General features: G+C 55.3%; 13 protein-coding genes. 7 read left to right on the top strand and 6 right to left on the bottom strand.

Going from position 1 to position 12,497, the window contains the following annotated elements; translation table 11 throughout:
- The first annotated feature begins 134 nt into the window (after nt 1–134).
- Nucleotides 135–824, top strand: a complete 690-nt coding sequence (locus AC6I79_RS19815; RefSeq protein WP_498027490.1) for a response regulator transcription factor — start codon at nt 135–137, stop codon at nt 822–824.
- A 79-nt stretch (nt 825–903) separates the two neighbouring features.
- Here AC6I79_RS19815 and AC6I79_RS19810 read toward each other — a convergent pair whose 3' ends face one another.
- The 6 genes from AC6I79_RS19810 to AC6I79_RS19785 form a co-directional block, all read right to left on the bottom strand.
- The gene (locus AC6I79_RS19810) at nt 904–1,548 is read right to left on the bottom strand and encodes an oligosaccharide flippase family protein (RefSeq protein WP_058771007.1); all 645 of its coding nucleotides are present in this window, start codon (nt 1,546–1,548) and stop codon (nt 904–906) included.
- A gap of 74 nt (nt 1,549–1,622) precedes the next feature.
- On the bottom strand, nt 1,623–1,889 hold the full coding sequence (locus tag AC6I79_RS19805) for a hypothetical protein (RefSeq protein ID WP_058771008.1): 267 nt from the start codon (nt 1,887–1,889) through the stop codon (nt 1,623–1,625).
- A gap of 436 nt (nt 1,890–2,325) precedes the next feature.
- The gene (locus AC6I79_RS19800; protein WP_058771009.1) at nt 2,326–2,721 is read right to left on the bottom strand and encodes a hypothetical protein; all 396 of its coding nucleotides are present in this window, start codon (nt 2,719–2,721) and stop codon (nt 2,326–2,328) included.
- Between the two features lie 121 nt (nt 2,722–2,842).
- A complete protein-coding gene (locus tag AC6I79_RS19795; protein WP_104094262.1) occupies nt 2,843–3,985 on the bottom strand; it encodes an alanine racemase in 1,143 nt (380 codons plus the stop codon).
- Nucleotides 3,986–4,038: 53 nt separating this feature from the next.
- Entirely contained in the window at nt 4,039–4,962 is a 924-nt protein-coding gene (gene lpxP, locus AC6I79_RS19790; protein ID WP_058780491.1) for a kdo(2)-lipid IV(A) palmitoleoyltransferase, read from the bottom strand.
- A 604-nt stretch (nt 4,963–5,566) separates the two neighbouring features.
- Nucleotides 5,567–6,430, bottom strand: coding sequence for a YicC/YloC family endoribonuclease (locus AC6I79_RS19785; protein WP_021507096.1), 864 nt, complete (start codon nt 6,428–6,430; stop codon nt 5,567–5,569).
- 566 nt (nt 6,431–6,996) lie between these two features.
- Between AC6I79_RS19785 and AC6I79_RS19780 the strand changes: the two genes are divergently transcribed.
- From AC6I79_RS19780 to AC6I79_RS19755, 6 genes are all read left to right on the top strand, one after another.
- Nucleotides 6,997–7,521, top strand: a complete 525-nt coding sequence (locus AC6I79_RS19780) for a fimbrial protein (RefSeq protein ID WP_021507095.1) — start codon at nt 6,997–6,999, stop codon at nt 7,519–7,521.
- Nucleotides 7,522–7,584: 63 nt separating this feature from the next.
- Nucleotides 7,585–8,121, top strand: coding sequence for a fimbrial protein (locus AC6I79_RS19775; protein ID WP_021507094.1), 537 nt, complete (start codon nt 7,585–7,587; stop codon nt 8,119–8,121).
- 29 nt (nt 8,122–8,150) lie between these two features.
- Entirely contained in the window at nt 8,151–10,697 is a 2,547-nt protein-coding gene (locus tag AC6I79_RS19770; RefSeq protein WP_132466158.1) for an outer membrane usher protein, read from the top strand.
- A gap of 14 nt (nt 10,698–10,711) precedes the next feature.
- A complete protein-coding gene (locus tag AC6I79_RS19765; protein ID WP_021507092.1) occupies nt 10,712–11,461 on the top strand; it encodes a fimbria/pilus periplasmic chaperone in 750 nt (249 codons plus the stop codon).
- Between the two features lie 3 nt (nt 11,462–11,464).
- Nucleotides 11,465–11,995 carry a fimbrial protein gene (locus AC6I79_RS19760; protein ID WP_132466155.1) on the top strand — a complete coding sequence of 177 codons (531 nt, stop codon included), beginning with the start codon at nt 11,465–11,467 and terminating at the stop codon, nt 11,993–11,995.
- Nucleotides 11,988–12,494, top strand: coding sequence for a fimbrial protein (locus tag AC6I79_RS19755; protein WP_081035969.1), 507 nt, complete (start codon nt 11,988–11,990; stop codon nt 12,492–12,494). The genes AC6I79_RS19760 and AC6I79_RS19755 overlap by 8 nt, the downstream gene beginning before the upstream one ends.
- The last annotated feature ends 3 nt before the right edge of the window (nt 12,495–12,497 follow it).

Raw genomic sequence — 12,497 nt, 5'->3', positions numbered from 1 at the left:
GCATCAATAAAAATGATGCGAGACGGCGGAACGACCCTGATTTAAGTTTCGCCGATGATGTGTCGTACCTGATTAATGCCTGCTCATTCAGGCTCATCATTTACGGGCGCGACGTGCAGCAACTCTGGACAGGCATGAAAAAACACAGCGAAGACATCCTCTATTACTCCTCCGATAAGCTGGCGGCACTCGGGCTGGAAAGCCTGCTGACGGCCTTACCGGTAGGCTGCCGGGTGCATGAGCTCTGGTCGCTCAGTACCGTCATCTCGCAGTGTGAAAAGCTGCGACCCCGCTTGCTGGTGTTTATCTTTCACGAAAATATGCCGCTGAGTGGCACCTTCAAAGTGCTGTATGCGCTGCAGCAGCAGTTTCCGGCCATGCAGATGCTGGTGCTGACCCGACGTCTGTTGCCGATGATGCACGCTCTCAGTCGTTATCTGCCCGGACTCAGTGTTCTCGATTTAAAGTCCTCACACACCGCGCTGTGTCGTTGCCTGCTGGCCTGTATCGCCGGCGGGATACCGCAGTTGCAGGAGGGGGCTGACATTCTGCTACCGGACCGGCAGCTACGGGTGCTGCTGATGTTGGCGTGGGGCTATAACACGGAGCAGATTGGTAACCGGCTCGGTATCAGCCATAAAACGGTCAATGCACACAAGCTGAATGCGCTAACCCGCCTGCAGGTGAAAAGCAAAAACGACATGGCCGATCTGTTTATGGTGATTGACGAGCTGCGCATGCTGGTGGGATGGCTGCGCCTGCACCGCAATGGCAAGCTGAGCGAGCTGGCTTATCATTCGCTGGAAGAGTTACTGGAAGCATAAAAAGAAAAAAGCGTGCTGGTAACCAGCACGCGAACGCATCTTGCAGATGCCCAGAGCCCACCATACAGACTTGTTGTTATTATCCGTTTCTTGCTCGCACTGCGGCGAAAGCTTTCAGGCTAAAACGGTACTCCGGCTGGAACCAGGGACGTCCGTAGTAGCAGTAGATCAGCATTCTGATGGAAACCATCGCCAGGTAACCCCAGATGGCGCACAGCACTGACGGCGTCAGCCACACGGTAAACAGCGTGACCGCCAGCCCTGCCAGCACGGAAGACGTTTCCGTAAAGGCAATGCGCGTAAATTGTTTTTCCCGTTGCAGGATGGCGCGATAGTGCTGCCCCTGCGGAATAATAATAAAGATGACGGAAATCATCTCCAGCATAATTGCCAGTTCCGGCTGTCCCATTACTCGGCTGTAAATATCACTGCCGATAAACAGCACGGCAAAAATAAATAAACCGCTTAATACATTACCCCAGTAAAGCGTCGAGAGTTCGCTGTTATTTAAACTTTGATAGCGAATAAGTGCGTTACCGAAGCCGCGATCGGCTAGTGTATCAATCACTAATAATATCACTACGGCAATCGCGAGCAAATTGAGCTCATTTGCCTGCAGGATTTGCGCCAGCAGTGAAAGCTGTAATACCCCAATGCCAACGATTTTTATGGATGACAACACTGACCATTTGGCGCTGGCCAGATTTCTTTCGCGTATCGCCATACTCTGCTCATTATGGTACATGTACCAGTGCAATTAAGGGTTCACCCGGGCGGCGGCCCAGAGTACAGATCACATCAATGCAGCGCTTCCTGTCGCAGTCCTGAGATACCTTTCAGTACCGGCCACGTCGCGATGCTGTTAATTAAGTGATGCTCTGATAATAAAATGATGCCCCTGGCGCGTAATTGTTGTGGCGTCTGCGCGGTATCTCCTCCGGTCAGGAGGAAATCCGCGAGATCGTTATAAAATCCTTTTGCATTATTATATTTCCCGGCCAGTATCCGTCTGGCAATCTCAACAAATTCTTTTTCAGATAACAAAGGATAGGTTGATCGATCCATGTTATGTCCCTGCTGTTTTTATTATTAAGTGCTGCTGTGTGTGAAGGAGTTATACCGTGTTTTATTTAAATTAACACCATAAGAAAACTCCTATAAATCGACTGCAGGAATAAATGGTTTCAGAATATGGATGTGAATATATAAATTCTGATCTTTACAATTTATTAGTTTTTTTCCACCTTTAATGGCGCTGCAAAGTTGAACAAGTCAGCGCACAGGAAAAAACAGAGATAAATCAGAAGCACTCAGCTCTCGCCAGTCCGGCACGACCAGGAATTTTCCCGGTTACGACGCTTTAGCCAGACTGGTGAATGGTGCGAAAATGCGCTTTGCGCGCGGTGAAACAGTTAAACACCGCTGCGCGAAAAAAATGCTGCTTTTTAACGATTACGTCCAGCGGAGGATAAAGGGTGGCTGGTGGGATAATGCATTGATTCTAATGGGTTAACAGATGAAGGAGGCGCTCAAGATCGCGTTTTACCCAGGCAACATCCCCGGCGAACTTCTCGTCAGACATCAGCGGCTGGCGATAAACCACCATGACGACTTCGGCACCCTGCTCGTTGGCAATGACCCGCATCGGCATATAAATCTCTTTACCGCTGCCGGTGTCGATCCAGTGATCCATCACGCCAAACGGGTTATAGGGAGTGAAACGAATCTTCACTGTGCCTTCCGGGCCTTTCGCTTTCCAGTACTGGCCTTCCTGCGTCAGCGTTCTGCTGCTCAGGCCGCTGGCCCACTTCGCAAAACATTCGGGTTTCCAGATGGTTTCGTACAGATCTAACCAGTTACGGGGAATGGTGAGCGTCACTGTCTGAGATGGCAGCATGGAGCCTCCGCGGGGCAGGTAAACGACAAATTAAACCTGAAACATCGCCTGTCACCTTAACTGAAGGTCACCGGACTGCAAATGGCCCGGTGACGGAAGTGTGCTGCAACAGCGTTTTCTGTCAGATAAAACGACCGCGGCCCTGAATGTCATGCAGTCCGGCGCTGCCGTCGGGCTGACGCAGCACGAAGCGATCGGATTGCGCCACCACCGCGCAGCTGTGGTTAGGGAAGATGCGCAACAGGGCGCCAACCGCAGGCGCATGTTCGCCATAGGTTAAAAAGCCGTGCTCTTCCGACAACTTCTGCACTTCATACTGATGGCCATGCTCGTCCACCGCGATGCCGAAACCGCTGGCATTGGTGCCGTGCGGGCCTTTGTCCGAGCTCAGCATTTTGGAGCCGGCATCAATGATGGCGTAATAAGGATTAACGGCCACCACGCGCGTCACGACCGTTAACGCCAGCGCATCCGCCTCACACAAGCCCAGACGCCAGGCAGTGAGATCCAGCAGGGCATAATTGCCGGGACGAATTTCATCGCTGCCAGCGGCTACCGGTGCCGCCAGCGCCGTGGGCGTGGAGCCAACCGAGATGGGACAAGGAACAAAGCCGGCATCCAGCAGCCGCCGTTGCAGGTCACGCATCAGCGCGATCTCCTGCTGCGCCACCTCAGCTATCGCCGTGGCATGACCCGCAGCGTACGCATGACCCGCATGCGAGATCAGCCCGGCGAAGGGCAATCCGCTGGCGACAATCTGCTGCGCCAGCGTCAGCGCGCTATCGCTATGCGGATCGACGCCAACGCGATGCAGACCCACATCCACTTTAATGGCGATCGCCAGCGCGCAGTCCGGCTGCTGCTGATGGGCGGCGGCAATGGCGCTCACGCCCGCCGCGCAATCTGCGATGCAGGTAATGCGTGCCTGATGCTGTGCCGCCAGCTGCAGCAGTTCGGTCAGCGCGGCGGCGTGCACCACGGGATAGGCCAGCAGCACATCGCGTGCCCCGCCGAGCACAAAAGCCACGCCTTCGCTCGGTTTCGACACGGTAATGCCGCGCGCACCCAGCTGGCGCTGCTGTTCAGCGATCCAGACGCTTTTATGGGTTTTAATATGGGGACGCAGCGCGACGCCGGCGGCATCGGCTTTCTGTTGCATCCGTTGCAGGTTACGCTGCAGGCGCGCAGCATCAACTTCCAGGTAGGGCGTAAGCCGGTCGGCGTGCAGCGGTCGCAGCCAGCCTGCTGTCTCAGTGTGTTCCATTATAATAGTCCGCAGGTTATGTCTTGGTGCGGACTATCATTCACGAGCGCTGGTTAGACGTAAAGTGAAGCTTCGCCTGGCGGACGGGTTTTAAAGCGGCGATGCAGCCACAGATATTGCTCAGGCGCGCGCAGAATTTCTTTCTCAATCACCCGATTCATGTACGCCGCGGCGGCCGCTTCATCATCATGCGGGTAGTTTTCCAGCTGCGGCTGAATGATCAGCTGATAGCCGTCTTTGCGCGCATTACGAATCAGCACGATGGTCAGCATCGCCGGTTTCGCCAGCCGCGACAGCACAAAGGTGCCATTGGTGGTGGCCGCTTTCTCGACCGCGAACAGTGGAGCAAACACGCTGCCTTTCGGGCCGTAGTCCTGATCCGGCGCGAACCAGACGGCTTCGCCCTGTTTCAGCGCCTGAACCATGCCGCGCAGATCGCGTCGATCAATCATTGCTTTATTGGATCGCATGCGCCCTTTGGTTTGCGCCCACTCCATCGCCTGATTATTGTGCGGGCGATACATGGCCATCATCGGCTGGCACAGTCCGGTGATACGGCCACCCAGCTCCAGCGACATAAAGTGCACGCCAATCACCATCACGCCGCGCTGCTGGCTCTGCGCATGCTGAAGATTGGCGATGCCGTGCACCTGAAAAAGTTGACGCACGCGCGCATCGGACCAGAACCAGGCGATGCCGGTTTCCGCCAGCGCCATGCCCAGCGACTCAAAATTGCCGGCAATCATCATCTCTTTCTCGGCTTCATTAATGTGCGGGAAGCAGAGTTCGATGTTACGCCGCGTGATGCGTTCGCGCCGCTTCAGGAAGTGGCGTGATAGCCGGCCCGCTGTCGCACCCAGCCGGATTAATAAAGGATAGGGGAGCTGCACCAGCAGCCAGAGCACTGCCAGCCCGAACCAGGTAAACCAGTAGCGGGGATGCAAAAGTTTGGAACAGAACTGCCCGGTTTTCTTCATAGCGCCTTCATGTCAGGAGTGAATGTAACGCGCGAAGAAGTCGGTCCATGGTTCCCGGTGCGGTACAACTGTAGTTATTACGACCGGCACTTTAGCAAATAGTGCCGTATAAGATATGTAAACTCTGCAATCTTCAGGATTCAGATGATTGATGGATCGTGCACTAACTGGCGTGAGAATGAAATCGGATTGGGTTTAAACTGCTTAAAAACAATAGGTTGGTGGATTGGCTGGCCAGATTTATATGTCATTTTCGGTCAGTAACAGACACAGTTGTTCATCATTCAGGCAATAATCCTTACATTGCGAAAATTAAATATTGGTCTACCACTGCAACTGGTAGCTTCTGCAAGCCAGTTCCAGACACAGTAATGTCCATTTGACGCTAAAAAAGCCATGCTCAGACACTATTGTGTCTATATGGAAGCGTTATAGCTCAATCAGGCTTACCCTATGGCTACGGTGTGCAGCAAAATCTCACCGCATACCTGCGGCAGGCCGTAAAACCGTGCGATCCAGCAACCAGGCGCTATACAAACCGGCGTAATGGCTGCTGTTAGCAAGGAAAGATAAAGCCCTGAGCAGGGCTTTACAGAGATAAGCGTTACTCGATGTTCTGAATCTGCTCGCGCATCTGCTCGATCAACACCTTAAGCTCAATCGCTGAGGCGGTAATGTCCGCATTAATCGATTTCGATGCCAAGGTGTTCGACTCGCGATTGAACTCCTGCATCATAAAGTCGAGGCGACGGCCGACGGCTTCTTTCTTCTTCAGAATGTTGTAAGTCTCTTTTACGTGCGCATCGAGGCGATCCAGCTCTTCGGCTACATCAATACGCTGGGCCATCATCACCAGTTCCTGCTCAAGGCGATTGTTCTCCAGCTGTACCTCAGCTTCTTCCAGCTTGCTCACCAGACGCTCGCGCTGCCATTTCAGCACTTCTGGCATCTGCGCACGTACTTTACTGACCTGCTCGGTCACGCCCTGCAGCCGCTGTTCGATCAGCGCTTTCAGCGCGTTGCCTTCACTTTCACGCGCAATGATGAAATCGTCCAGCGCGCCATCCAGCGCCGCCAGCAGTTCCGCGTTGATGGCGTCCAGATCCTGCTCCTGCGCGGTCATCACGCCCGGCCAGCGCAGAATATCCAGCGGGTTAATTGCGCCTTCATCACTCTGCATCTTCACCCAGTTCGCCGCCTGCACCAGCTGTTTAGCCAGCGACTCATTCAGCTGCAGCTCACCCTGGGCGCTGGCATCGGCGTCGAAGCGCAGGTTGCACTCGATTTTGCCGCGCGTCAGGCGGTTGCGGATGCGTTCGCGAATCACCGGCTCCAGGCTGCGAAACTGCTCCGGCAGGCGGATATAGGTTTCGAGGTAACGCTGGTTGACGGAACGCAGTTCCCAGGCGGCGCTGCCCCAGCTGCCTTTGGCTTCACGGCGGGCGTATGCGGTCATACTGCGGATCATAAGCTTCTACTCATTCAGGAAATGTTCTTCGAATTATAGCGAGGGTGCTCCCGGCATGATAGGCGTAAACGCACAGCAGGGTGCCAGGCCTTTAACAATCGCGTTTATTGTTATTGACCGATGTTTTCAGGCGATAAAAATATCAAGGTTGTGAATGCAGAGATAAATAACGTTTTAATCTGGCGAAAAAATAGCTACTGCGTGAATTGACCTGCGGTAATTATCGCCAGCTTGTGAACGGGCAGGGTTTTTCCCTTGATTAAAATCATTAAAACACTGATGCAAAGCTGTGAATTGTGTCAATCCATTGATTTAAATGGCTTTAATAACCGTTAAAACATAATGGATTTGTGAGTGTTGTTTTTGATCATATATAACGAAAATACCGTTGCGCAGGGCAAAATTGATCTCTATCGTTGGCACCACTTGAGGACGACAACCACAAAAATGATGTGGACGGCCATCAGGAAAAATATAAGTAATTAAATTTTTCTATACACAGCAAATTGAATAAGACCGACGCAGAACGCGCTCCTTGTTTTATTCACCTAAATGGAAATCAGCAAATGAACATGAACAAAATCGTTGTGGCTTTAGGTCTGTCTATGTCTCTGGTGGCGGGTTCTGCGATGGCAGCAGGTGAAGGTAACGGTACTGTGACGTTTAAAGGTGCGATTGTTGATGCGCCATGCTCCATCGAACCAGGTTCAGTCGATCAGACGGTTGAGCTGGGTCAGATTTCCAACCTGGCGCTGAAAGACGGTGGCCGTTCTACACCGCGTCCATTCCAGATCAAACTGGAAAACTGCGACACCGCAACGAAGAAAGAAGTGACCGTGACCTTTGCCGGTACTGGCTCTCAGGTTATCCCGGGCAAACTGGCTATCACCGGTACTGCATCAGGCGCGGCGATCGGCATCAACTTCGGCGATACCGAAATTGAACTGGGTACCGCCACACCAGCGCAAAAACTGATGGACGGCAACAACCAGCTCTCCTTCGCAGCCTTCCTGCAGGGTGGCGGCGCTTCTGAGACTATCGTCCCGGGCGAATTCCAGAGCGTGGCTGACTTCGCACTGAACTATCAGTAATGGTCAGAGACTGGCGGGCTTCCTTGCCCGCCACTCTATCTTTTCGCTTAAGGAACTGCGGCGATGAGTCGTTTTATGCCTGCGGCGATAGTTTCGGCATCGGTGCTTTTCATCAATGACTGCCGCGCCGAACAGTTGATCGACCGCGGCCGCGTTGCGTTACGCGGCGCCATTCATCAGGGTGCCTGCGCCATTAAGGTCGATGATGCTGAACAAACCATCGCGATGGGGGTGCTGCCGCTGGCGCGCCTGCAACGTGACGGTAAAGGGCCGGGTTTTCCCTTCTCTATCCAGCTGGTGAATTGTCCGGTGGAGTACAGCGCGTCGGGAGGCGTGGCACGCACCTTTTCTATCACCTTTGACCACGATGGCCCGCCGGGTCAGCAGCGTTTTGCTGTGTATGGCGATGCCAAAGGGGTAGAGCTGATGATTACGGATACGCAGGGCAACACCATTGCTCCCGGTGAGGCGCAGCCGATCGATCAGCATCTGACGCAGCAGCACGACCTGCGTTATCGGCTCACGCTGGTCAGCAACCAGCAGCAACTGCACAGCGGGAGTTACGCCGCCGCGATTCGTTTTCACATTAATTACAACTGATCTTTCACGGTTTACGGACACCGCTTGCCATGAAAAAGGCTTCATTAACTGCGCCAGCCTCATGCGTGCGCAGGCAGCGTATCAGGCTGACGCCGCTCAGCGTGGCGTTAATGTTAGCCCTCGGCTACAGTGCTCCGCTCTTCGCTGCCGGTGCAGTGTCATTCAACACCGATATCCTTGATCTCAACGATCGGCAAAACATCGATCTGTCGCAGTTTGCTCAGGCTGGCTACATCATGCCGGGCGAATACATGATGGAGCTGCGCGTCAACCAGACGCAGATTCCGGAAATGCTGGTGCGCTACTACGCGCCCGAAAACGCGCCGAATGAAAGTCTGCCCTGCCTGACACCCGAAATGGTGGATAAACTGGCGCTGAAACCGGAAGTGCTGAAAAACGCGTCGTGGCTGCAGGATGGCCAGTGTCTGGCGGTGGATTCCATCTCCGGTATGCAGGTGCGCGGCAATCTGGGTGAATCTCGCCTCAACATCACCATTCCACAAGCATGGCTGGAGTACAGCGCCGCCAACTGGGAACCGCCGTCTCGCTGGGATAACGGCGTCCCGGGCCTGTTAATGGATTACAACCTGTTTGCCTCCACTACGCGTGCGCAATACGGCGCTAAAAGCCAGAGTGTGAGCGGCAACGGCACCGGTGGCGTTAACGCCGGTGCCTGGCGCCTGCGTGCGGACTGGCAGATGCAGCAAAATCGTGGCACGGGCAGCCATCGCCAGGAATTCACCTGGACACGCTTTTACGCCTATCGGCCGCTGCCTTCTCTCCAGGCGAAAGCCACGCTGGGCGAGAACTATCTCGATTCCGGCATGTTTGACAGCTTTCGCTATCTTGGTGCGGCGATCACCAGCGATGACAACATGCTGCCGCCCAACCTGCGTGGCTATGCGCCGGAAGTAACCGGTATCGCCAAAACCAACGCCAAAGTCACCATTAGCCAGCAGGGACGGGTGATTTATGAATCGCAGGTGGCTGCCGGTCCATTTCGGATTCAGGATCTCAATGATGCCGTCTCCGGCCAGCTTGACGTGCGCGTCGAGGAGCAGGACGGCAGCGTGCAGACCTTTAGCGTCGATACCGCCACCATCCCGTATCTGACACGTCCGGGCCGCGTGCGTTACAAATTCGCCAGCGGCAAACCGGGCAGCGAAGAGCACAAAACGCAGGGCCCCACATTTGCCACCGGCGAATTCTCCTGGGGGATCAGTAACGGCTGGTCGATGTACGGCGGCGGGCTGGCCGCAGGCAATTACAAAGCGTTATCGATGGGTCTGGGACGCGATCTGCTGTTGCTGGGCGCCATTTCGTTTGATGCCACCCAGTCACAGGCTGGCTTACCGCAGCAGGGCAACAAAAGCGGCGGCTCTTATCGCCTGAGCTATTCCAAACGCTTCGAGGAACTTGATGGTCAGGTGACGTTTGCCGGCTACCGCTTTTCGCAGCGCAACTTTATGAGTCTGCCGCAGTATCTCGACGCGCGTTATCGCAACCAGCAGGTTTCTAACAGTAAAGAGCTCTACACCATTACGCTCAACAAGCACTTTCGCAGCCTGAACCTGAGTAGTTACCTCAGCTACAGCCATCAGACCTATTGGGATCGTGCCCCGCTGGATCGCTGGAGCTTTTCCACTTCGCGCTACTTTGATGTCGGCCGGTTTAAGAATCTGAGTTTAAGTCTGTCGCTCAACCGGACGCAATATAACGGCAAAAACGATGACAGCGTTTACCTCAACTTCAGTATGCCGATTGGCGGTGACAGTAGCCTGAGCTACAGCCAGCAAACCAGCGGTAAGCAAACCACCCACTCGGCCAGTTTTTATGACCGGCTGGACAGTAATAACAGCTACAGCCTGAGCGCCGGCCTCAATAACGATCGCCGTCAGTCGTTCAGCGGGTTTTACAGTCATCAGGGCAGTCTGACCAGCATGACGGCCAGCGCCAGCGCGCAGCAGGGACAGTACCGCAGCGCCAGCCTGTCACTGCAGGGCGGTTTAACGCTCACGCCGCAGGGCGCGGCGCTGCACCGGCTGGGCATGCCCGGCAGCACGCGTCTGATGGTCGATACCGATGGCGTCTCCGGCGTGCCGGTCAACGGTGGTGGCAGTAACACGTATACCAATTTCTTTGGCAAAGCGGTGATTTCGGATGTGAACAGCTACTACCGCAACACCGCCAGTATCGATGTCACCGGACTGGCCGACAACGTGGAAGCGTCGCGCCCGGTAACCCAGATCACCCTGACCGAAGGTGCCATCGGTTACCGGCGTTTTGGTGTGATTAAAGGTATCAAAGCCATGGCCGCCATCCGGCTGGAAGATGGTAGCTGGCCGCCCTTTGGTGCCAGCGTCCAGAGTAACGGACGCGAAGTGGGCATTCTGGATGATGACGGCCTGGTATGGCTGAGTGGCATTGAGGCCGGTGCCAGCATGGATGTGCGCTGGAACGGCGAAACCCAGTGTCAGCTGGCATTGCCCGATCCTCTGCCGCAGCAGTTGCTCGACGAAGGACAGAACTTGTTATTACTTTGCACGCGCCGCGCAGCGCCTGCTTCTTCAACGTAAGGAAAGAGTTAATCATGCTGGTAAAAACGCTGAGCAGCGCCTTGCTGCTCTCCACGCTGACGCTATCGCTGCAGGCTCACGCGGCGATTGCGCTTGATCGCACCCGGGTCATTTTTAACGGTAACGAAAAAAACGTCTCACTGAATATCAGCAATGAAAACAAGCAGCTGCCTTATCTGGCGCAGGGCTGGATTGAAGACAGCAGCGGTAAAAAAATTACGTCACCGCTGGTGCTGCTGCCGCCGGTGCAGCGCGTCGAACCGGGCGAACGCAGCGTGGTGAAAGTGCAGGCGCTGCCCGCCATCAAGGCGCTGCCACAGGATCGTGAATCGGTGTTCTATTTCAGCATGCGTGAAATCCCGCCGCGCAGCGAGAAGAGCAACGTGCTGCAAATCGCGTTGCAGACGCGTATCAAGCTGTTCTATCGCCCGGAAGCGATCGTGGTGAGCAATCCGTCAGTGGTGACGCCATGGCAGGAAAAACTGACGCTGACGCGCAAGGGTGCACGCTACCAGCTGAATAATCCCACGCCTTACTTCATTACGCTGGTGGATGCACAGCCAGCGAAAGGCCAGTCGCTGAAGAAGAGCTTTGAACCGGTCATGGTCGCGCCAAAAACCAGTATCGATCTGGGCGTGAACGCAGCAGAACTGGGCAGCGCGCCGCTATTAACCTACATCAACGACTACGGCGGCCGTCCAACGCTGGCGCTGAAGTGTGCCGGCGACAGCTGCAGCGTCGTCAGTAACAAGGTGGAGCAGTAAGCGATGCGTGTGCTGTTGCTGGTGCTGACGCTGTTGAGCCTGACTTTGCAGGCAGCAACCAACGGCGTGGTGCATGTGTATGGCGCGCTGCAGGAGAGTCCATGCTGGCTTGACGTCGGTAACAATGATCAGGCGGCTGGCCTCGATACCACGCCGACCGCCGCGCTGCAACAGGTCGGCGAGCAGGTGATGAAGCAGGCGTTAACGCTGCATTTGCAGGACTGTCCGTACAGTATCCGCAATGTCGCCGATCCGCTATGGCTGCAACATGTGCCGTCCATCAGCATCGACTTTTTTGCCCCGCAAAGTCTGGCCGACCCGCAGCTGATTCGCGTACAGGGCTCTGACGGCGTGGGCCTGCAATTGTTTGATGAGAACCATCAGCCGCTGCCGCCCACCTTCCGCAATCTGCGCGTGCCGCTCAGCGCCGGTAGCAATGTGCTGAGCTGGCTGACGGTAGAGGAACGCACCGCGCTGCCGCTGCAGCCGGGTGCCTGGTCAGCCAGCGGTCAGTTACAGGTGAACTATGACTAAGCATCGACTTGTTCCGTTGATGAAGTATTACAGCAGGCTGCTGATCGGTAGCCTGCTGCTGTGCATCTGCTGGCCGCTGCATGCGGTGGAGCTGCGCCTGCACGGTACGCTGATTGAGAATCCGCCCTGCACGCTGAATGACAACCAGAGCCTGATGATTGAGTTTGGCGATGCGCTGAGCGTGAAAAAGATCGATGGCGTCAACTATCTGCAGCGTAAGGCGATACCGGTCAAGTGCACCGAGGATCCGGGTGCGGCATTGCAGGTGCGTCTGACCGGTACCGCTTCCGGATTCGACAGCAGTGCGCTGCTCAGCAGTGTGAGTGCGCTGGGTATTCGCTTTTATCTGGCCAGCAAGCCGCTGGCGGTCAACAGCACGTTGCCGATTGTTTTCCCCGGCACACTCGATCTCGGCGCGGTGCCGGTACAGCAGCCGGGCGTGACGCTGGAGGGTGGGGAGTTCACCGCCAGCGCGGCGCTGCTGCTGGAATATCAGTAAGGA

The organism is gamma proteobacterium symbiont of Scutellera amethystina (assembly GCF_059730845.1).
Note: the sequence above shows the minus strand (reverse complement) of the source record. Positions and strands in the feature narration are given on the sequence as shown.